A 22,242-nucleotide genomic window follows, 5' to 3' on the forward strand; every position below is an offset into this window, starting at 1 on the left:
TCTCTTTGTTGATAAAAATGATATCAATTTTGTAAAAAAGTGAAACATTAAAAAAATGAATTTAAGATCGGTTTATTATTTTATTTCCCCAAAGTCAAGACTTATTGTTCGAAAAATATATTATTCTCCTGTTGATTTTTTAAATTCAATAAGTGGGCGTAAAAATAAAATGGTTCCTAATAAAGGAGATATTTTTATAGGATCAGGTGATTTTGTGCAACAAGGAAAACACCATCTTAAACTTTTAATGGAATATGCAAAGTTAGAACCAAATCATTCTGTTCTGGATATTGGTTGTGGTATAGGTAGAGTAGCTGTTCCGCTTACCAATTATCTTTTAGCTGATAGCAAGTATGAAGGGTTTGATTTAGTTAAGAAAGGAATTAATTGGTGTAAAAATAATATCACTAGTAATTTTCCTAATTTCAATTTTCAACATATTCCTTTAAACAACGATTTATATAGTTTAACAAATCAAAAAGCCGAAAATTTTATATTTCCTCATAAAGAAAATTCTTTTGAAACGGTATTTTTATTTTCTGTTTTTACTCATATGCAACCATTAGAGGTTCAAAATTACCTTAATGAAATTTATAGAGTATTAAAGTCTGGAGGGAAATGTTTAGCTACATTTTTCGTTTATGATGAAAAAAATGAGGATATGATCTCAAAAGATAATGGAACCTTTATTTTCCCATATAAAAAAGAGGGATATAGATTAATGAATGAGAAAGTTCCTTCAGCTAATATTGCTTTTAATGAAGAGTATTTAAATAAAATGGTAGATTTAAGTAATCTAAAACTTGAAAATAAAATATACGGTACCTGGTCTAAAAGGGGGAATCAATCCCTAGTAGACTTTCAAGATATTTTAGTTTTAGAGAAATAGTTAGAAATTAAGACTACACCGTTCTCTGAACTACTTCAAAAATTCTGGCATCTTCACATTTTAATGTTTTCGAAGGGAATTTCATTAGTAATGCATAATCATGAGTTGCCATGATAACAGTTTTTCCAAGTGCGTTGATGTTTCTTAAAACCTCAAGAACTTCTGAGCTTGTTTGTGGGTCTAAGTTTCCTGTAGGTTCATCGGCAAGGATAAATTCAGGGTCGTTTAGTAAGGCTCTTGCGATTGCAACACGTTGTTGTTCTCCACCAGAAAGTTGGTGAGGCATTTTTTGAGTAAACTCTTTCATACCAACTTTATCAAGGACTTCATCAATTTTGCGTTCCATACCTTCTTTATCAACCCATCCTGTTGCTTTTAATACAAAGAGCATATTGTCTTTTACAGTACGGTCTGGAAGTAATTTAAAATCTTGGAATACAATTCCTATTTTACGTCTCAAATAAGGAATCTCACTCTCTTTTAAAGTTGCCAAATCAAAATCAACAATGTGACCTTCTCCTTCACTTAAGGGTAAATCACCGTATAAAGTTTTCATGAAACTACTTTTTCCAGAACCTGTTTTTCCGATGATATAAAGAAATTCCCCGTGTTTAACTTCTAAATTTACGTGAGATAAAATTTTTCTTCCTTCTTGATAAATAGTTACATCTTTAAGAGACAGTACGGTTTGTGACATGATAAAATTAATTTGAATGGTAAAAGTAATAAGTTAACGGCTGTATTCAAAATAAATTTTCCTCATTTAAGGAAATAGTCCTTTATATGTCATTATTTAAGATAATAAGTGTGTGGTTGTTGGGTTTTATAAGTGTGTTAAATCATGATAGTTGGATTTTTGTTTATAATAAATACCAAAACGGTTTCGTTATACCCAGTAGAAAATGATACATTTGAATATTAAATTAAAATCACAATGCATAAACTTTCACGGTTATTTTTTATACTAGTTTTTCTTTTATCGATTAAGGTTTCAGCGCAAAAGTCGGCTATTTATACCTACGATTTAAAGGATTTCGACAAAGCACTTTCCTTATTTAAAGACAAACAATATACATCGGCTCAGATTATTTTTGAAAAAGTAAAAGAAAAAGAGACGAGAGAAGAAGTAAAGGCAGACTGTGCTTATTACATCGCTAACTGCGCCATAAGAACTAATCAGCCAAATGCAGATGAACTTATGGAACGTTTTGTTCAGGATTACCCAATAAGTACTAAGCAAAATCAGGCGTATATAGAGGTAGCACATTATTTTTTCGATCAAGCTAATTACCCAAAAGCGTTGCAATGGTTTGACCGTGTAGATGAGAATTATATGAGCAAAAGTGATTTGGATAAATTCAATTTCCAAAAAGGGTATAGCTACTTTAATTCTAAAAAGAAAAAAGAAGCAACAACTTATTTTAATAAAGTAGTAAATTCTCCAGAGTACGGTTCTCAAGCTAAGTATTATTTAGGATTTATGGCTTATGAAGGTGATGATTATAAAGAAGCTACTAAATATTTTGATGAGGTTTCGGGCGAAGAAAAGTACAAAGAGAAGCTTTCGTATTATCAAGCTGATATGAATTTTAAATTAGGGAATTTTCAAAAAGCAATCGATTTGGGGCAAAAAGCAATGCCTAAATCTAATGAAATTGAAAAATCAGAATTGAATAAAATCATCGGAGAAAGTTACTTTAATTTAAAAGCGTATGACAAAGCGATTCCTTATTTAGTACAATATAAAGGTAAAAAAGGAAAATGGAATAATACTGATTTCTATCAATTAGGATATGCTTATTATCAGCAAAAAGATTATGAAAATGCCATTTCGCAATTCAATAAAATCATTGAAGGAAAAGATTTTGTTGCTCAAAATGCCTATTATCATTTAGGACAGAGTTATTTAAATACCGATAAAAAGCAACAAGCTTTAAATGCATTTAAAAATGCAGCCGAAATGGATTTTGATAAAGCAATCCAGGAAGATGCAAGTTTAAATTATGCAAAGTTGAGTTACGAAATAGGAAATTCATACCAGACTGTGCCAGCAGTTTTACTAGATTTCTTGAAGAAATACCCAAATAACCCAAGTAAATCTGAAGTAGAAAAACTATTAATAGATTCATATATTTCTTCTAAAAACTATAGTGAAGCACTAACCTTATTAGAAAAAAATAAATCTCCTGAGAATAGATTGGCTTATCAAAAAGTACTTTTTTATAGAGGTTTAGAATTGTATAATGATAATAATTATCAGGAAGCTTCTAAGATGTTTATTAAATCTCTTAGCGAACAAAAAAGCCTTGAATTTACAGCTCGTGCTACTTTCTGGAAAGGAGAAACGGAATATCTTAATGAAGATTTTAAAAACGCATTAATCAGTTATAAGCAATTTGTAGGTATGGCTGCGGCCAAAACAACTCCTGAGTATAAAAACGTGAATTATAATATTGCTTACACCTATTTTAAATTAAAAGAATACGATAATGCAGCAAGCTCATTTCAGGCGCAAATCGATAATTCGAAAGATGATGCTTCAAGGTTACACGATTCCTATTTAAGATTAGCTGATTGTCGATTTGTAACTTCTAAGTATACTTCGGCAATGGAAGCTTATACTAAAGTGATGACTTTTAAAGGTGTTGATGCTGATTATGCTTATTTTCAAAAAGCCATTTGTTATGGTTTTATGAATAAAAATGATAAAAAAATAGAAGAACTTAACGGGTTTCTTCAGATGTACAAAAAATCAGAATATCGTGACGATGCTTTGTTTGAGTTAGCAAATACTTATGCCGCAGAGAGAAAAACAGAACAAGCAATTAAAACGTATGACCAATTGGTTACGGAATTCAAAAATGGGGCTTTCACAGCAAAATCTATTTTGCGTGAGGGATTAATTTATTATAATTCTGATAGAGATCAATTGGCTTTAACGAAATTTAAAAAAGTTGCCGCCGATTTCCCTAGAACTCCAGAAGCTCTTGAGGCAGTTTCTACAGCTAGATTAATTTATGTAGATAATGGAAAAGTAGATGAATATGCTACTTGGGTACGTACACTAGATTTTGTAGCTGTTACAGATGCCGATTTAGATAATGATACTTTCGAAGGAGCTATAAAACAATATGAGCAAAATAATAACAAGCAAGCTATTGTAGGTTTTAGTAATTATGTGAGCAAATTTCCAAAAGGAATTCATGCTTTAGAAGCTAATTTTAAATTGGCACAAGCCTATACTGTCGAAGGTTCAGAGAATAAATCGATTCCTAATTATCAATACGTAATCGAGCAACCTCGTAGCGAATATACAGAACAATCTTTAATGCGTTTAGCGCAGATATTCTTAAAAGCTAAGGATTGTGACAAAGCAATCTCGGTTTTATCTCGTATAGAAAGTGAAGGGGATTCTTCTCAAAATAAAACATTCGCGCAAGCAAACCTGATGAAATGTTATTATGATAAAAACGATTATAGTAACTCGGTTGTGTATGCAGAAAAAGTATTGCAAAATCCTAAAACAGATGAAAATGTAAAAAGTGATGCGCAAATTATTGTGGCAAGAGCAGCAATTAAGTCTGGAGATGAAGATAAAGCAAAAGCAGCTTACGTAAAATTAGCTACAACATCTAAAGGAGAGCTGGCAGCAGAAGCATTGTATTATGATGCTTACTTTAAAAACAAAGAGAGTAAATACGATGCTTCGAATGCGGCGGTACAAAAACTAGCTAAAAATTATTCGTCATCCAAATATTTTGGAGCCAAAGGATTGGTATTAATGGCAAAGAACTTCTATGGCTTAAAAGATAGTTACCAAGCAACTTATATTTTAGAGAATGTAATTCAGAATTTTACTGCTTATCCAGATGTAGTTTCTGAAGCCGAAAAGGAATTAAGTGCTATAAAAGCCGAAGAGTCTAAAACAAATTCGTCGATTACTAAGTAGAGAATAGAACAAAGAATGTAGAATAAAGAAAATAGATGTTAAGAGTCTGTTTTGATCCTATTTTCTCAAAAATGATAAATATGAAAATCAATTTCCAAAATAAACATATCGCTTTTCTTTTGCTGCTAACTTCCCAGTTGACTTTGGCGCAGAAAAAGGATGAAACAAAAAAGAAAGAAGAAACAATTGGTACCGAAGAAGTAAATGTGGTAAAAGCATATTCTCCTACAATCTCGGATGCCTTTAAAGTAAAAGAAATTCCGTCATTAAATGATGAGGGGAATGCAGCTAAAGAAACGATTAAATACACTATTTTTTCTTTTCCGGTAGCGTCTACTTTTACGCCTTCAAAAGGAAATGCGCAACTTGTAGATAAAGCAAAAAAAGAGCATTTGTTTACCAATTATGCAACTGCAGGAGTGGGTAATTACGGTAATCTAAACGCCGAATTATTTGTAGCGCAGGAATTAGGAAACAATGATTATGTTGCAGGAATGTTCAAGCATCAATCTTCGCAAGGAGGTATTAAGGATATAGATTTAAATGACAAATTTTACGACACATCACTGGATTTAATTTACGGAGTAAAAAACAGAGATATGTCTTGGAATGTTGATTTAGGATATCAAAATCAGATTTATAATTGGTATGGTTTACCAGTAGATTTTGGTTCTACATTAACACCTCAAGACCGCGGAATGTTAATTAATGGTATAAGTCCAAAGCATTCATATAACGGAATTAATCTTGGTGGAAATATCGATTTTAGCGATGGGATTTTTACTAAGGCAAGTATGAAATACAGTCATTTTTCGGATAATTTAAAATCTTCTGAAAATAGATTTTACATAAAACCATCTTTTAAAGTCGAAATAATGGATCAATCTATAAATACAGATGTGATTGTAGATTATGTTGGTGGTAGCTTTGAGAATAACTATGAAAAAACAAACTTACAACCCATAAAATATGGCTTTACTAATTTCGGTTTATCACCAAGTTTTGTAATGCAACAAGATGATTGGACTCTGAATTTAGGTGCTAAGTTGTTCTATAGTTTAGATAATGAAAATAGTAACAGTAAAATTTTAGTATATCCAAATGTAACAGCTTCATATAAAGTAGTTGGAGATTTAATGATTTTTTACGCTGGAGCAGAAGGGAATTTAGAGCAAAACACCTACATGGATTTTGTAGATCAAAACCCATTTTTATCGCCAACATTAAATATTAATCCAACTGATAAACAGTTTGATATTTTTGCAGGATTAAAAGGGAAATTAGCTAATAATGTAAGTTATAAAGTTCAAGGATCTTATGTAAACGAAAGAAATAAAGCATTATTCAAGAGTAATAATTACACAGAAGATGCTACTAATGAAAATTATGCTTTCGGAAACTCTTTTCAGGTTGTATATGATGATATGACAACAATGCGTTTTTATGGAGAGTTAAAAGCTGATTTTTCAGAGAATGTTTCTTTTGGGATCAACGGAACTTTTAATAGTTACAGCAATGATCACCAAAGCGAAGCTTGGAATTTACCAACAGTGAGATTAAGTGCAAATCTTGATTTTAATATTACGAAACAATGGTATGCAGGATTTAAGTTGTTTTACGTAGGAGAAAGAAAAGACGAGCAAATAAATACCAGTTTAGCAATAGACGCAAGCCCGATTACATTAAAAAGCTATTTTGATTTAAATGCGCATGTAGGATACAAATACAGTGATAGATTAACTTTCTATCTAAAAGCAAATAATATCACAAATCAGGCTTATCAGAGATGGTTGAATTACCCAGTTCAAGGATTTCAGATAATGGCTGGAGCTAATTATAAATTCGATTTTTAGGGTTTTTTAACCGCAAAGAATGTAAAGTTTTACATAAAGTTCGCTAAGTCTGTTTAAGGATTTAGCGAACTTTGTTTTTTTAGCAATTGCCAAAATTCATTTCGATTAAGTAAAATCTTTTTTGCGACCTTTGCGTAAAACTTCGCGCACTTTGCGGTTAATATTTTTATTATGACTTTCAAGCAAAAAATACACGCCTATTATTTACAAATGGTTCAGGATCGAATAGATGTTTTTAAAGACATGATTTCGGCATTAACCGAAGATTCTAAAAATGATGCCAAAGGTTCGGCGGGAGATAAGCACGAAACAGCTTTGTCGATGATGCATATCGAACAGGAAAAACTAACCAATAAATTAAAAGAAGCGATTAGCCAAAAAGCTATTTTAGATAGGATAGACGCTGAGTCTGTAGCTTCGACCATAATTGTTGGGAGTTTAGTTCGGGCAAATGGTATTTATTTGTATTTGAGTGTTGCTCTGCCTAAAATAACTATCGATGGTATTAATGTAATTGCATTATCCCCACAATCCCCGCTTGGGAGTAAATTAATGGGGAATACTGTAGGTTTTGAATTTGATATTAATACAACTCATTACATAATTGAGAGTATTTGCTAGGCTTAAACTACTTCAAAATTTGTGATTTACTTTGGTTTTATAGCTTCAAATTAAAATCTATAACCTGCATTCTACTTTTTAGATGTTAAAAATTACATTTTTATTGTAAATAATTGGTTTTGGTTTTAAATTATAACTGAAATAGCTATTTGTGTTTTGTATATGTAACTGTTATCGCATATTTGCCTTATCAAAATAAACAAAACATCAAAAATATATAGTTATGTGCGGAATAGTATGTGCCTTTGATCTAAAACAAAAAGCAGAAACCTTAAGACCCCAAGTGTTAGAAATGTCTAAAATCATTCGCCACCGCGGACCAGATTGGAGCGGTATTTATAGTAATGATAAAGCAATTTTGTCGCATGAGCGTTTGGCAATTGTAGATCCTGCTTCAGGAAAACAGCCTTTGTTTACTGAAGATAAGAAATTAGTTCTGGCTGCAAATGGCGAAATATACAACCATAGAGAATTACGTAAACAATTTGAAGGGAAATATAACTTTCAAACAGAAAGTGATTGCGAAGTTATCTTAGCACTTTATAAAGAAAAAGGATCTCATTTTTTAGATGAAATGAATGGTATTTTTGGATTTGCAATTTATGATGTTGAAAAAGACGAGTATTTTATTGCTCGTGACCATATGGGGATTATTCCATTATACATTGGTTGGGATCAACACGGGACTTTTTATGTAGCTTCAGAATTGAAAGCTCTTGAAGGATACTGTACAAAAATTCAATTATTTCCTCCGGGACATTATATGACAAGCAAAGACGGTGAATTTGTACAATGGTACAAAAGAGACTGGATGGAGTATGATGCAGTAAAAGACAACGAGACTAGTATTCCTGCGATTAAAGAAGCGTTAGAAGCTGCGGTTCACAGACAATTAATGAGTGATGTTCCTTACGGAGTTTTACTTTCAGGAGGTTTAGATTCGTCTATTACTTCGGCTGTAGCCAAAAAATTTGCGCAAAAACGTATAGAGTCTGACGATACTACAGATGCATGGTATCCGCAATTACACTCTTTTTCGGTAGGATTAGATGGTTCGCCAGATTTAGCAGCAGCCCAAATTGTAGCAAAACATATCGGTACAATTCACCACGAAATCAAATTCACTATTCAAGAAGGCTTAGATGCGGTTCGTGATGTGATTTATAACTTAGAAACGTATGATGTAACTACGGTTAGAGCATCAACTCCAATGTGGTTAATGGCGAGAGTTATTAAATCAATGGGGATTAAAATGGTATTGTCAGGTGAAGGTGCAGATGAGCTATTTGGAGGATATTTATACTTCCATAAAGCGCCAAATGCGAAAGAGTTTCATGAAGAAAACGTTCGTAAACTAGGTAAATTGCATATGTATGACTGTTTGCGTGCCAACAAAAGTTTAGCTGCATGGGGAATCGAAGGTCGTGTACCATTCTTAGACAAAGAATTTATGGATGTTGCCATGCGCATCAACCCACAAGATAAAATGATCAACAAAGAACATCCAATGGAAAAATGGGTTGTTCGTAAAGCTTTTGAAGATATGTTGCCTGAAAGTGTTGCTTGGAGACAAAAAGAGCAATTTTCTGATGGAGTAGGATACAGCTGGATTGATACTTTGAAAGAAGTGGTAGCAAAAGAAGTTTCAGATGAGCAATTGGCAAATGCGAAATACAAATTCCCTTTGCAAACACCAACTTCTAAAGAAGAGTATTATTATCGATCTATTTTTGCGGAACATTTCCCAAGTGATGCAGCAGCTTTATGTGTGCCTCAGGAAGCAAGTGTGGCTTGTAGTACAAAAATTGCTTTGGAGTGGGATGAAGCATTTAAAAACATGAATGATCCTTCAGGTAGAGCTGTTGCAAGTGTTCATGATGATGCTTATGTTAAAGCATAAAAAAGGGCAATTGTTTTAGAGTGAAATGATATAAAAGAAAAACGCTCTCAATTTTGAGGACGTTTTCTTTGTGAATATAAAGCTATTGATTCAATGGGTTGAAAAGAAATTTTAACCATATTTGTTATTGCAAAATTTTAAAAGTATTAAAAAGATATAGTTATGTGTGGAATATTAACCATTATTGGAAAAGGAAAAGACCCGCAACTTGTAAAAGAACTTTCAGAAAGAATGTCACATCGTGGTCCAGATGAAAGTGATTTGCATATAATGGAAAAAGGGCATATCATGAGTCATGAACGTCTTTCTATTATAGATTTACATTCGGGAAAACAACCTATTCAGGGAACATCTTCTGCTTGGATGGTTCATAATGGTGAAATATATAATCATCAGGCTTTAAGAGATGGTGTTCTAAAAGGACATACCTTCAGAACAAAATCTGATTCAGAAGTAATTGTGCATTTATACGAAGAGTTTGGTTATGATTTTTGTAACATGCTGGATGGAGATTGGGCTTTTGTAGTGATTGATGGAGATGATTTTATTGCAGGAAGAGATCCATTAGGGGTAAAACCTTTGTATTATGGCTTGGATGAGAGAGGAAGAATCTATTTTTCATCAGAAATGAAACCTATTTCGGATCAGTGTAAGTCATTTGCTACATTTCCTCCAGGACATTATTACACGCCAAAAACAGGTTTTGTAAAATATTACCAACCAGAATACGAAGATTATTTAAAGGCAGATCAAAATTTAGATTTAGACTTAATCAGAGAAACTTTAACAGAGGCAACTCGCAAGCGTTTAATGAGCGATGTGCCAATTGGGGTATTGCTTTCAGGAGGATTAGATTCTTCTTTAACATCTGCAATTGCTTCAAGATTATTGGCTGAAAGAGGTGAGAAACTGCATTCATTTTCTATCGGATTAGATGCAGATGCGCCAGATGCAAAAGCAGCTAAAAAAGTGGCTGAGTTTTTAGGAACTGAGCACCACGAAATACATTTTACTATAGAGCAAGGAATTGAAATTCTAGATAAATTAGTTTGGCATTTGGAAACTTATGATGTAACATCAATTCGTGCAAGTACACCGATGTATTTCTTGTCTAAAGCAATTACTGATATGGGAATAAAAGTAGTACTTTCAGGAGAAGGAGCAGATGAGATTTTTGGAGGATATTTATATTTTAGAAACGCTCCATCTGCTGAAGAATTTCAAAAAGAAACAATCGAAAGAGTTCAAAAATTATTTACTGCCGATTTGTTAAGAGCAGATAAGTCTACAATGGCTCATGGATTAGAGGCTAGAGTTCCGTTTTTAGACAAAGCTTTCCTTGATGTGGCAGTTCGTATCAAACCAGAAGAAAAACAGCCTAAAACGTACGATGGTAGAGAGAAATATATTTTAAGAAAAGCTTTTGATACGCCAGAAGATCCATATTTGCCAGCGGAAGTATTATGGAGACAAAAAGAACAGTTTTCAGATGGAGTAGGGTACAACTGGATTGATCAATTAATTGAATATTGCTCTTCTAAAGTTACAGACGAACAATTGGCTGGAGCAGCTGTTGAGTTTCCTTATAACTCACCAACTACAAAAGAAGCTTATTTTTACAGATCAATATTTTATAAATACTATCCACAGGTTAGTGCAGCGCAAACTGTTAGAAAATGGATTCCAAAATGGCAAGAAAACCAAGATCCAAGTGGTAGAGCAAATGCAGCACACGTAAAAGCAGATACAGAAATTGCTAAATCGGGAGTTGTGGTTTAATAAAAACGAGTTTCATTTTGAGTTAGAAATATTAATTAAGTCAATTAACAAAATTTCAAGACAACATTTTTTAATGTGCGTTTTGGAATTTTGTCGTTTATAAGAGTTGGACTTTTGTTTTTTATGCTTTTAAAAACTGTATTTTTTAATAATATGTTAATAACTTAAATGCTTTAAATGGTATTTTAACGGATATATAATTTGCGTTTTTATATATTTGCGTGTTAGACAAATATTACATTTTTTAGAATAAATTATATGAGCGAAGAAATCAAGAAGAACAATTATTCAGCAGATAGTATTCAGGCATTAGAGGGAATGGAGCATGTTAGAATGCGTCCATCGATGTATATTGGAGATGTGGGTGTTCGAGGACTGCATCATTTGGTTTATGAGGTTGTAGATAACTCTATCGATGAGGCTATGGGAGGATATTGTGACACGATAAGTGTAGCGATAAACGAAGATGGTTCGGTAACTGTAGAAGATAATGGTCGTGGTATCCCGGTAGATTTACATAAAAAAGAAGGAGTTTCGGCATTAGAGGTTGTAATGACTAAAATTGGTGCCGGAGGTAAATTTGACAAAGATTCGTATAAAGTTTCTGGAGGTTTACACGGTGTTGGGGTTTCGGTAGTAAATGCACTATCGGTTCACATGAAATCAACCGTTTTTAGAGAAGGTAAGATTTACGAGCAAGAATACGAGAGAGGAAAATCATTATATCCTGTTAAACAAATTGGTGAAACTGAAAAAAGAGGTACTCGCCAGACATTTTATCCAGATGATACTATTTTTACCCAAACAATAGAGTTTTCTTATGATACATTGTCAGCTCGTATGCGTGAGCTTTCTTTCTTAAACAAAGGAATCACAATTACATTTACTGATAAAAGAGAAGTTGATGAGAAAGGTGAATTTAGAAGCGAAGTATTTCATTCTGACGAAGGATTAAAAGAATACATCCGTTATCTAGATGGAAACCGTGAGCCAATTATTGCACACGTTATTTCTATGGATCACGAAAAAGGTGAAATCCCAGTAGAAGTAGCTTTAATTTACAATACGAGTTATACAGAGAATATTTTTTCTTATGTAAATAATATAAATACACACGAAGGAGGAACGCACCTGCAAGGTTTTAGAACTGGATTAACCAGATCATTAAAGAAATATGCAGATGCTTCTGGAATGTTAGACAAATTAAAGTTTGATATTTCTGGAGATGACTTCCGTGAAGGACTTACAGCAATTATTTCGGTAAAAGTAGCTGAGCCACAATTTGAGGGGCAAACAAAAACTAAACTAGGAAATAGAGAAGTTGTTTCGCCAGTAAGTCAGGCTGTGAGTGAAATGATTGAGAACTATTTGGAAGAAAATCCAAATGATGCAAGAATCATTGTTCAAAAAGTAATTCTTGCTGCTCAGGCACGTCATGCTGCTAAGAAAGCACGTGAAATGGTACAACGTAAAACCGTAATGGGTGGAGGTGGATTGCCAGGAAAACTTTCAGATTGTTCTGAGCAAGATCCAGCACGTTGCGAGGTATATCTTGTCGAGGGAGATTCGGCAGGTGGAACTGCAAAACAAGGTCGTGATCGTGCATTTCAGGCAATTTTGCCATTGCGTGGTAAGATTTTGAATGTTGAAAAAGCAATGCATCATAAAGTATTTGAAAACGAAGAGATTCGTAATATATTTACAGCTTTAGGGGTTACAGTAGGTACTAATGAAGATAGTAAAGCATTGAATTTAGAAAAATTACGTTACCATAAAGTAATTATTATGTGTGATGCCGATGTCGATGGTAGTCACATTTCTACTTTAATATTAACATTCTTCTTCCGTTTCATGAAAGAATTAATCGAGGAGGGACACGTATATATCGCTGCGCCACCTTTATACTTAGTTAAAAAAGGAAATAAAAAAGAATATGCATGGAATGATGTTCAACGTGATCAAGCCAACGAAAGAATGGGCGGAAGCGCAGCAATCCAACGTTATAAAGGTCTTGGAGAGATGAATGCGGAGCAATTGTGGGAAACTACAATGGATCCAAATTTCAGAACATTACGTCAGGTAACTATTGATAGTTTAGCAGAAGCTGATAGAGTTTTCTCTATGTTAATGGGGGATGAGGTTCCGCCGCGTAGAGAATTTATCGAGAAAAATGCAGTTTATGCAAAAATTGATGCTTAAAAAAGTTTAATTGTTATACTTTTAATTGACTGTTGCTTATATTAGCTGTTAATAAAATTGATGAAAGTAAACGATTAACCCGATAAAAAAAAATTAACTAATAACCGAATAAATTTTAAAATATGAAAGTTACCATTGTAGGAGCAGGAAACGTTGGAGCCACTTGTGCAGACGTTATTTCTTATAGAGGAATTGCAAGCGAAGTAGTATTGTTGGATATCAAAGAGGGTTTTGCTGAAGGTAAAGCTTTGGATATTATGCAGTGTGCTACAAATACAGGTTTTAATACCAAAGTATCTGGGGTAACAAATGATTATTCTAAAACCGCTGGTAGTGATGTAGTTGTGATTACATCAGGGATTCCTAGAAAACCGGGAATGACACGCGAAGAATTAATTGGAATCAATGCAGGAATTGTGAAAACAGTTGCGGAAAATGTATTGAAACATTCGCCAAACACTATTATTGTTGTAGTTTCAAATCCTATGGATACAATGACTTATTTAGCATTGAAATCAACAGGATTACCAAAAAATAGAATTATAGGTATGGGAGGAGCACTTGATAGTTCTCGTTTTAGAACTTATTTGTCTTTGGCTCTTGATAAACCAGCTAATGATATTTCGGCTATGGTAATAGGAGGTCATGGAGATACAACTATGATTCCGTTAACACGTTTAGCTTCATATAATGGTATTCCGGTAACAGAATTCCTTTCAGAAGAAGTTTTACAAAAAGTAGCTGCTGATACTATGGTAGGAGGAGCTACACTTACAGGACTTTTAGGTACTTCAGCTTGGTATGCGCCTGGAGCTTCAGTTGCTTATTTGGTTGATAGTATTTTAAATGACCAAAAGAAAATGATTGCATGTTCTGTTTTTGTTGAAGGCGAGTACGGACAAAATGATATTTGTATTGGTGTGCCATGTATTATTGGTAAGAATGGTGTTGAAGAAATTTTAGACATCAAATTAAATGACCAAGAAAAAGCATTATTTGCTAAGAGCGCTGATGCCGTAAGAGGGATGAATGACGCCTTAAAATCGATTTTAGTATAAAATTTACGAGTAAATAGGAAAAGACTGCACTTTTGCAGTCTTTTTTTTGAGATTAATTAATAAATAAATTGGTTAATCTTTTCGTTAATTATATATTTGCTCGGTTTAAAAAAAATAATGTAATTCGTGATTCCGTTATTTAGATATAAAAAACAGCTTAACGGCTTGATTTTGTGGAATTTAAAACAAAACAAACTATAAAACATAATTAATTTTTAGTAATAATGCAGAATAAAGGACTTATTAAATTTTTCGCAATTCTATTTGCATTGGTAAGTATTTACCAACTTTCCTTCACTTTTGTCGCTGATAAAGTAAAAAGTGATGCGAAATCTTTTGCAGGAGATAATCCTGATAAAGAATTAAAATATTTGGATTCTATTGGTAAAGAAAAAGTTTTCAATTTAGGATTTACTAGTTTTACTTTTAATGAAGTAAAAGAGAAGCAAATCAATAAAGGTCTTGACTTAGAAGGAGGAATCAACGTTATTCTTCAAATTTCTGTTAAAGATGTTTTAAAAGGATTGGCTAATAATTCTAAAAATCCAGTTTTTAATAAGTCATTAGCTGATGCAACTGCAAATCTAAAAGGAAATCAAACGTATTTAGATGCGTTTTTTGAAGCTTTTGAAGCAAATTCAAATGGAACAGTAAAATTAGCTTCTCCGGAAATTTTTGCTAACAGAAGTTTACAAGGTGAAGGTGGAATTGATTTTCAAATGAGTGATGCTCAAGTGAAAAAAGTTATCAAAAGAAAAGTTGATGAGTCTGTAGAAAGTGCTTTTGGAGTACTAAGAAAACGTATCGATAAATTTGGTGTAACTCAACCTAATATTCAAAAAATTGGAGAAACAGGAAGAATTCTTGTTGAGCTTCCAGGTGCGAAAGATGTTGATAGAATCAAGAAATTATTGCAAAGTACTGCTCAATTAGAGTTTTGGGAGACTTACAAAATTGAAGAAATGGGTAATTTCTTAATGGCTGCTAATGATGCCTTAAAGAAAACCGAAGTTAATAAAGTTGAAACTAAAGCTGTAGTAAAAGATTCATTAAATGATTTACTTACAGGTGGTAAAGATTCACTTGCTACTAAAAAAGGAAACAATCCTTTATTTGACAAAATGATAGGTCAAGGTGGTGGACCAGTTTTAGGTCTTTTCTCACCAAAAGATACAGCTGTTGTAAATGGTTATTTAAAAAGACCAGAGATCAGAGTATTATTGGCTGCTGATCAACATTATGCAAAATTTGTTTGGGGAAAACCAACAGATGTTAAAGATGCAAAAGGTAAAGAAATTGAAGCTGTTGAATTATATGCTTTAAAAGGAAACAGAGATAACGTTGCTGCAATGGGCGGTGGGGTTGTTACTGATGCTAAAGATACTTTTGACCAAATGGGTAAACCAGCTGTTTCTATGCAAATGAACAGTCAAGGTGCAAGAGCTTGGGAAGAATTAACAGGTAGAGCTTATACTCAAAAAAGTAATATTGCTATTGTTCTTGATGATATCGTATATTCAGCTCCAGGGGTTTCTAGTGGACCAATTTCAGGAGGAAGATCTGAGATTTCAGGTGTATTTGATGTTACAGAAACTAAAGATTTAGCAAACGTATTAAGAGCTGGTAAATTACCTGCTGCTGCAGATATTGTTCAGTCAGAAGTTGTAGGGCCATCCCTAGGACAAGAAGCTATCGATAATGGTACAACATCAGCTATCGTAGGTTTACTTTTAGTATCACTTTGGATGATGGTTTATTATGGTAAAGCTGGTTGGTATGCAAACCTAGCGTTAGCGGTTAACTTACTTTTCTTATTTGGTATTTTGGCAAGTTTAGGTGCAGTTCTTACTTTACCTGGTATTGCTGGTATCGTATTAACAATGGGTACAGCGGTAGATGCGAACATTATTATATATGAAAGAGCAAAAGAAGAATTGCGAGCTGGTAAAACACTTGATGAGGCAATTAAAACTTCTTATAGCTGGAGAGGTGCGATGTCATCTATTACAGATGCAAACGTTACACACATTTTAACAGGAGCGGTATTATTTATATTTGGTTCAGGACCAATTAAAGGATTTGCTACTACATTGTTAATTGGTATTGTTACCTCTTTATTTACTTCTATTTTTATCGCTAGAATATTTATTGATAGAAACATTAGTAGAAAGAATGATTTAACATTCGTAACTAAGTTCTCTAAAAATATGTTTAATAACTTCCATTTTGATTTCTTAGGAGCTAAAAAATGGACATATTTATTCTCAAGTATCGTAGTTGTAGTAAGTATTACTTCATTATGTATTAACGGACTTGATCAAGGTGTGGATTTCGTAGGAGGAAGAACATTCCAAATTCGTTTTGAAAAACCAGTTGAAGCAGAAGTTGTTAAAGATGAATTAGCTGTAGTTTTTGGTAGTGCTGAAGCAAAAGTTTTCGGTAGCGATAACCAATTAAAAATTACTACTAAATATAAAGTAGAAGAGCACGGTATTAAAGCTGACGAGGAAGTAAATAAATTGTTATTTGAAAACTTGAAAAAACACTATTCTGATGGATTAACTTACGATAAGTTTGTTAATGCTTACGAAGGTAAAAGATTAGGTATTTTACAAGCTTCTAAAGTTGGTCCTACTGTTGCAGAGGATATCAAAACAAATGCATATTGGGCTGTACTTGGAGCAATGGCAATTGTGTTCTTATATTTAATGATTAGTTTTAGAAAATGGCAATTTAGTTTAGGTGCGATTGCAGCTATTGCGCATGATGTTATTTTCGTATTGGGTATTTATTCGTTATGTTACAAATTCATGCCATTTGGTATGGAAGTAGATCAACACTTTATTGCTGCGATTCTTACTGTAATAGGATACTCAATGAATGATACTGTAATTGTATTTGACAGGGTTCGTGAATTCTTAGCAGGGAAAACAAAAGGTTCTTTTGAGCAAATTGTAAATGACTCTATTAATACAACAATGTCTAGAACAATCAATACTTCATTAACGATGATTGTGGTGTTATTAATCATGTTCATCTTTGGTGGAGAATCAATCAGAGGATTTATCTTCGCTATGTTGGTTGGTATTATTGTAGGAACATATTCTTCATTATTTATTGCAACTCCAGTATTAGTAGATTCTATTTCTGCTGCTGATAAGCTTTCTATTGAAGAAAGACATAAAAACGCATAAAAGTTTTTATAACTATATATTTAAAAAGGATTCAATGAAAATTGGATCCTTTTTTTGTGGTTTTAGAATAGGTTGAAAAGATAAAGTTCAAATAAACAAAGGTTCAAAGTAACAAACGAGTGAAGAAATGAAATGGTAAGATGTATTGCAGCTTAGGCTTGTTATACAGTGTGATCTATGTTTGAAAGAGCAAAAGAAGTTAAGGATTGAAGATTTTACAATATGCAAACTTATCATCGTGGAATTATAACTTAGCCTTTTTAATGAAGAAGTGTCTTTGTAAGTGGCTCTGGAATTGATTGGTATATGTGTGAGGTTTGTGTTGGTCTTGTGGAAGTTTGAAAGCAGATTGTTTGGGGAGTTATTGATGATAAGATTATGAACCGAAAAAAATAAGCTAATTTTTTTAAGAATATTAACTCAGTTTTATTAAAACAAAAAAAGACCCGATACTTTTTATGAAGGTATCGGGTCTTTTGTTATGTATGTTTTATTTAGTTCTTAGCGGCCTTTTTATTGGCTCTAACCATAAAGTAAGCTCCAACTATTATAAACGGAATACTTAGCCATTGTCCTGTCGAGAATACGCCTAATTCGTTTTCAAAACCGCCTTGGCTTTCTTTTACAAATTCGACTATAAAACGAACAACAAATAAAAGTACTAAAAACAAACCGAATAAAAATCCAGGTTTTTGGCTTGCATTTGTTTTCCAGTATAAATAGTAAAGGATTGCAAATACAAAGATGTAGCAAAAACCTTCATATAGTTGTGCTGGATGTCTTACAGGAACTTGTGCTAATAAGTCAGCAAATTTTGGATCTGTGGCAATAGCAGTGTATGCGTCTTTAGGGTTGGCAATTTGAGTTTTGTTTACTGCATCATTTTTACTGAAATATTCATGTAAAAAACGAATCCCAAAAGGAGAATCTGTTATGTTTCCTGTGATTTCTGAATTAAAGAAGTTACCTAAACGTACAAATATTGCTCCACTAGCAACAGGAATTACAACTCGGTCTAATATCCATAATAAAGGACGTTTTAATATCTTTTTGCTGTAATAGTACATTGCAATTATAATTGCGATAGCGGCACCATGACTTGCTAATCCTTGATATCCTGTGAACTCAAAATTTGGACTAAAACGGAATGGTAAAAAGATTTCAGAAATATGATTTCTATAATATTCCCAATCATAAAATAAAACGTGACCTAAACGTGCTCCAATTAAAGTAGCTAAAACAGTCCAGATAAATAAAGAGTCTAATTTGTCGATTGGTTCATTTTCACGTTCGAAAATTTGTTTCATTATGTACCATCCTAAACCAAAAGCAATTACGAACATTAGGCTGTAATAACGAATCATAAAAAAACCTAAATCAATTCCCTCTGAAGGATTCCAGACAATGTTTAAAGCGTGTATCATGTAGTAATATATTTTTATTTTGTAAAAATAAATATTTAAAGTAAAGTTATGCTTTATAAAAAGTTAATGTTTGTGTTTGCATTTCTTTTCAGGAACAGGGTCGTAACCACTTCTTCCCCACGGATGACAACTTAATATTCGTTTGATGCCTAAATAGCCACCATAAAATAAGCCATGGGTTTGCAATGCCTCAATCATATAACTCGAACAGGTTGGCTCAAAGCGACAAGCTGCAGGAGTAAATGGTGAAATGGCACTTTGATAAAACCGAACAAGTAAAACAAATGGATATATTAATATTTTTGATATCATATGCTCAGTAAATCTGTATTCAGTATTTATTTTAAAATATTAACACGAGATTATTTTTTTAATGTTGGTAAGTGAGTACTAAAAACTCTTTACTGAACACTAAATAAAGTTCCATCTTTACCGTCTTTCAACTGAATACCTAATTCAATCAATTGATCTCTGATTTGATCTGAAAGAGCAAAGTTTTTGTCAGCTCTGGCTTGATTTCTCATTCCGATTAGCATAGTTACAACACCTTCTAATTTATCATTATTAGAGTCTGAAATTTTCTCATCTTTTAATCCTAAAACATCAAACACAAAAGCTCGTAAAGCAGTCGATAAGTTGTTTAAGTCTTCAGAAGTTATAGTTTCTTTATTGTCTTTTAATAAATTAACATAACGTACAGCTTCAAATAATTGTGCGATTAAAATAGGAGTATTAAAATCATCATTCATAGCATCGTAGCATAATTGTTTCCAACTTGCTATGTTAATTGAAGAGGTAGAACTTGGAGTAATTGTATCCAACGAGTCCATCGCTTCCATTAATCGCTTGTATCCTTTTTCGGCAGCAACAATGGCATCATCCGAAAAATCTAAAATGCTTCTATAGTGTGCTTGTAACATAAAGAAACGAGCTACCGAAGCAGAAAAAGGTTTGCTAAGAATAGTATTATCTCCACTCAAAATCTCACCAGGTAAAATATTATTCCCTGTTGATTTTGCCATTTTCTTTCCATTTAAGGTAAGCATATTGGCATGCATCCAGTAATTTACTGGACTCTGACCTGTACAAGCTTCGTTTTGTGCAATTTCGCATTCATGGTGTGGGAATTTTAAATCCATTCCACCTCCATGAATATCAAAATGATTACCCAGATATTTAGTACTCATTGCTGTACATTCAAGATGCCAGCCAGGGAAACCATCACTCCAAGGTGACGGCCATCTCATTATATGTTGTGGTTCTGCCTTTTTCCAAAGAGCAAAATCTTGTGGGTTTCTTTTGTCAGACTGTCCGTCAAGATCACGAGTATTGGCTAACATATCTTCGATGTTTCGTCCGCTTAGTATACCGTAATTATTAGTTTCGTTATATTTTACAACATCAAAATATACAGATCCATTGGCTTCGTAGCCAATTCCTGTATCGATTATTTTTTTAACAATCTCTATTTGCTCAATAATATGACCCGTTGCAGTTGGTTCAATACTAGGAGGTAAAAAATTAAAAGCTTTAAGGATATCATGAAAATCTACAGTATAACGTTGTACGATTTCCATAGGTTCTAATTGCTCCAAACGTGCTTTTTTTGCGATTTTATCTTCACCTTCATCAACATCATCTACAATATGACCAACATCAGTAATGTTTCGTACGTAACGTACTTTATAGTCCAAATGCGAAAAATACCTAAAGATTACGTCAAAAGACATAAAAGTTCTAACATTTCCTAAATGTACATTACTGTAAACTGTAGGTCCGCAAACATACATTCCAACATTTCCCTCATGAATAGGATTGAAATTTTCTTTTTCACCCGAAAGTGAATTGTATATTTTTAGATGTTGACTTGTATATAAAGGCATATTTTTTTTCTGTTTGATTGTTTAACTGTTGATTTGTTTAATCGTTTAACTGTTTACTTTGTTGAACTTCTATATTTGTGTAAGATAATATTTTTTTAAGCTGTTAATCTGATTGCAAATTTTTTCAATTTTCTCACGACAACTTATGTATTCATCTTCAGATATATAATTTAAATCTTTGGAAATTATAATGTGATTTAATGTTTCCATTGCAGATGAATACGAAATAGTCAAAAAATGTGCTTTGTCCTTGCTGGTATTTCTGGAAGTTCCTTCAGCAATATTTGTAGCAATTGAAGAAGAACTTCTTTTTATTTGAGAAATTATTCCGAATAATTCAGTTGAAGGAAACTTACTGGTTAATTTATAGATATCCAAAACGAACATTCTTGAGTTTTGCCAAACATCTAATTTCTCAAAGGAAAATATGTACATTTTTTATTTAATTACAGTTAATCGTTAATACGTTTTCGATTAACCAAATTAACGATTAACCGATTAAACTAGAACTGTGTTTCTAACTTAATGTAATCCAAAAACTCTCTTCTTGTTTGAGGATCTTTAAATTTACCACCAAATTCAGAAGTTACTGTGCTACTTTCGATATCTTTAATTCCTCTAGAGTTTACACAAAGGTGTTTTGCATCAATAACACAAGCTACATCTTCAGTACCAAGAGCTTTTTGTAATTCCTGAACGATTTGCATAGTTAAACGCTCTTGAACCTGAGGTCTTTTTGAGTAATATTCAACAATTCGGTTCATTTTTGATAGACCAATTACTCTTCCGTTAGAAATATAAGCAACATGAGCTCTTCCTATAATTGGTAATAAATGGTGTTCGCAGGTAGAATAAAGCGTAATGTTTTTTTCAACCAACATTTCGCCATATTTATAATTATTATCAAAAGTAGATGCTTTTGGTTTTCTTACAGGATTAAGTCCGCCAAAAATTTCTTTAACAAACATTTTAGCCACTCTGTTTGGAGTACCTTTTAAACTATCATCTGTTAAATCCATTCCAAGTGTAAGTAGAATATTTTCAACATCTTTCTTTATCTTTTCTATTTTTTCATCGTCAGTAATTGCAAAAGCATCTTCTCTGATTGGGTTTTGCGCACTTGAACCGATATGATTGTCACCTATTTCGTCTAAAAATTCTTCGTTATTTATCATTAAAAACTACTATTATATTGGGTATATCTTTTTGAGTGCGTAAAGATAATTAATAAAAAGGAAACATTTTCTATCGTTTCTACTATTTAATCTTTCCTTTTAGGATATGAACTATGTTAGATGTGCTTAGTTGCCTAAAACAGAAATGACAACAGCAATCAAAAGGTATTATCATTCACATATTATTAACTAATTGTTTCTTTTAGATGTCTTTTATTTTCTGGTTCATTGGTTAAAATGGTTTGTCTTAAAACATTAACTACATAAATTGAATCTTTTTTGACTATGATAAATGTAATATGTATGTAGTACTATTCC

At 32.7% G+C, this 22,242-nt stretch carries 15 protein-coding genes; 9 read left to right on the top strand and 6 right to left on the bottom strand.

Annotated elements, in window-relative coordinates; translation table 11 throughout:
- The first annotated feature begins 55 nt into the window (after nucleotides 1-55).
- Entirely contained in the window at nucleotides 56-889 is an 834-nt protein-coding gene (locus IW20_RS03735) for a class I SAM-dependent methyltransferase (protein ID WP_035618997.1), read from the top strand.
- Between the two features lie 13 nt (nucleotides 890-902).
- On the opposite strand, the gene IW20_RS03740 is transcribed toward IW20_RS03735, so the two are convergent.
- Nucleotides 903-1,586, bottom strand: coding sequence for a cell division ATP-binding protein FtsE (locus IW20_RS03740; protein WP_035619000.1), 684 nt, complete (start codon nucleotides 1,584-1,586; stop codon nucleotides 903-905).
- Between the two features lie 237 nt (nucleotides 1,587-1,823).
- On the opposite strand from IW20_RS03740, the gene IW20_RS03745 reads away from it, so the two are divergent.
- From IW20_RS03745 to secDF, 8 genes are all read left to right on the top strand, one after another.
- Nucleotides 1,824-4,838, top strand: coding sequence for a tetratricopeptide repeat protein (locus tag IW20_RS03745; protein ID WP_035619002.1), 3,015 nt, complete (start codon nucleotides 1,824-1,826; stop codon nucleotides 4,836-4,838).
- 80 nt (nucleotides 4,839-4,918) lie between these two features.
- Complete coding sequence (locus tag IW20_RS03750; protein WP_035619004.1) at nucleotides 4,919-6,691, top strand: TonB-dependent receptor; 1,773 nt, start codon at nucleotides 4,919-4,921, stop codon at nucleotides 6,689-6,691.
- A gap of 171 nt (nucleotides 6,692-6,862) precedes the next feature.
- Entirely contained in the window at nucleotides 6,863-7,312 is a 450-nt protein-coding gene (locus IW20_RS03755; RefSeq protein WP_035619006.1) for a hypothetical protein, read from the top strand.
- 223 nt (nucleotides 7,313-7,535) lie between these two features.
- Nucleotides 7,536-9,212, top strand: coding sequence for an asparagine synthase B (gene asnB, locus IW20_RS03760; protein ID WP_035619008.1), 1,677 nt, complete (start codon nucleotides 7,536-7,538; stop codon nucleotides 9,210-9,212).
- A 162-nt stretch (nucleotides 9,213-9,374) separates the two neighbouring features.
- Nucleotides 9,375-10,991 carry an asparagine synthase B gene (gene asnB, locus IW20_RS03765; RefSeq protein ID WP_035619011.1) on the top strand — a complete coding sequence of 539 codons (1,617 nt, stop codon included), beginning with the start codon at nucleotides 9,375-9,377 and terminating at the stop codon, nucleotides 10,989-10,991.
- A gap of 258 nt (nucleotides 10,992-11,249) precedes the next feature.
- The gene (gene gyrB, locus IW20_RS03770; protein WP_035619013.1) at nucleotides 11,250-13,190 is read left to right on the top strand and encodes a DNA topoisomerase (ATP-hydrolyzing) subunit B; all 1,941 of its coding nucleotides are present in this window, start codon (nucleotides 11,250-11,252) and stop codon (nucleotides 13,188-13,190) included.
- Nucleotides 13,191-13,312: 122 nt separating this feature from the next.
- Nucleotides 13,313-14,248: a malate dehydrogenase gene (gene mdh / locus IW20_RS03775; protein ID WP_035619016.1), complete on the top strand. Its 936-nt coding sequence runs from the start codon at nucleotides 13,313-13,315 to the stop codon at nucleotides 14,246-14,248.
- Nucleotides 14,249-14,472: 224 nt separating this feature from the next.
- Complete coding sequence (gene secDF, locus IW20_RS03780) at nucleotides 14,473-17,442, top strand: protein translocase subunit SecDF (protein WP_035619019.1); 2,970 nt, start codon at nucleotides 14,473-14,475, stop codon at nucleotides 17,440-17,442.
- 494 nt (nucleotides 17,443-17,936) lie between these two features.
- Here the strand turns inward: secDF and lgt are convergent, their stop codons facing one another.
- From lgt to folE, 5 genes are all read right to left on the bottom strand, one after another.
- Complete coding sequence (gene lgt, locus IW20_RS03785) at nucleotides 17,937-18,866, bottom strand: prolipoprotein diacylglyceryl transferase (protein ID WP_035619022.1); 930 nt, start codon at nucleotides 18,864-18,866, stop codon at nucleotides 17,937-17,939.
- A 63-nt stretch (nucleotides 18,867-18,929) separates the two neighbouring features.
- Entirely contained in the window at nucleotides 18,930-19,178 is a 249-nt protein-coding gene (yidD, locus tag IW20_RS25720) for a membrane protein insertion efficiency factor YidD (protein WP_081912429.1), read from the bottom strand.
- An 89-nt stretch (nucleotides 19,179-19,267) separates the two neighbouring features.
- On the bottom strand, nucleotides 19,268-20,749 hold the full coding sequence (cysS, locus tag IW20_RS03790) for a cysteine--tRNA ligase (RefSeq protein ID WP_035619025.1): 1,482 nt from the start codon (nucleotides 20,747-20,749) through the stop codon (nucleotides 19,268-19,270).
- 69 nt (nucleotides 20,750-20,818) lie between these two features.
- Nucleotides 20,819-21,184 carry a four helix bundle protein gene (locus tag IW20_RS03795; protein WP_035619028.1) on the bottom strand — a complete coding sequence of 122 codons (366 nt, stop codon included), beginning with the start codon at nucleotides 21,182-21,184 and terminating at the stop codon, nucleotides 20,819-20,821.
- 68 nt (nucleotides 21,185-21,252) lie between these two features.
- The gene (gene folE, locus IW20_RS03800) at nucleotides 21,253-21,924 is read right to left on the bottom strand and encodes a GTP cyclohydrolase I FolE (protein WP_035619030.1); all 672 of its coding nucleotides are present in this window, start codon (nucleotides 21,922-21,924) and stop codon (nucleotides 21,253-21,255) included.
- Between the last annotated feature and the right edge of the window lie 318 nt (nucleotides 21,925-22,242).

Origin of the sequence: Flavobacterium hydatis, assembly GCF_000737695.1 — a bacterium.
Taxonomy (GTDB): domain Bacteria; phylum Bacteroidota; class Bacteroidia; order Flavobacteriales; family Flavobacteriaceae; genus Flavobacterium; species Flavobacterium hydatis.

What these genes read in the sequence shown, in the direction of transcription:
- cysS (WP_035619025.1), bottom strand. Translation starts at nt 20,749, where the DNA reads ATGCCTTTATATACAAGTCAACATCTAAAAATATACAATTCACTTTCG.
- IW20_RS03750 (WP_035619004.1), top strand. Translation starts at nt 4,919, where the DNA reads ATGAAAATCAATTTCCAAAATAAACATATCGCTTTTCTTTTGCTGCTA.
- IW20_RS03755 (WP_035619006.1), top strand. Translation starts at nt 6,863, where the DNA reads ATGACTTTCAAGCAAAAAATACACGCCTATTATTTACAAATGGTTCAG.
- mdh (WP_035619016.1), top strand. Translation starts at nt 13,313, where the DNA reads ATGAAAGTTACCATTGTAGGAGCAGGAAACGTTGGAGCCACTTGTGCA.
- folE (WP_035619030.1), bottom strand. Translation starts at nt 21,924, where the DNA reads ATGATAAATAACGAAGAATTTTTAGACGAAATAGGTGACAATCATATC.
- gyrB (WP_035619013.1), top strand. Translation starts at nt 11,250, where the DNA reads ATGAGCGAAGAAATCAAGAAGAACAATTATTCAGCAGATAGTATTCAG.
- IW20_RS03735 (WP_035618997.1), top strand. Translation starts at nt 56, where the DNA reads ATGAATTTAAGATCGGTTTATTATTTTATTTCCCCAAAGTCAAGACTT.
- lgt (WP_035619022.1), bottom strand. Translation starts at nt 18,866, where the DNA reads ATGATACACGCTTTAAACATTGTCTGGAATCCTTCAGAGGGAATTGAT.
- asnB (WP_035619011.1), top strand. Translation starts at nt 9,375, where the DNA reads ATGTGTGGAATATTAACCATTATTGGAAAAGGAAAAGACCCGCAACTT.
- secDF (WP_035619019.1), top strand. Translation starts at nt 14,473, where the DNA reads ATGCAGAATAAAGGACTTATTAAATTTTTCGCAATTCTATTTGCATTG.
- IW20_RS03740 (WP_035619000.1), bottom strand. Translation starts at nt 1,586, where the DNA reads ATGTCACAAACCGTACTGTCTCTTAAAGATGTAACTATTTATCAAGAA.
- IW20_RS03745 (WP_035619002.1), top strand. Translation starts at nt 1,824, where the DNA reads ATGCATAAACTTTCACGGTTATTTTTTATACTAGTTTTTCTTTTATCG.
- yidD (WP_081912429.1), bottom strand. Translation starts at nt 19,178, where the DNA reads ATGATATCAAAAATATTAATATATCCATTTGTTTTACTTGTTCGGTTT.
- IW20_RS03795 (WP_035619028.1), bottom strand. Translation starts at nt 21,184, where the DNA reads ATGTACATATTTTCCTTTGAGAAATTAGATGTTTGGCAAAACTCAAGA.
- asnB (WP_035619008.1), top strand. Translation starts at nt 7,536, where the DNA reads ATGTGCGGAATAGTATGTGCCTTTGATCTAAAACAAAAAGCAGAAACC.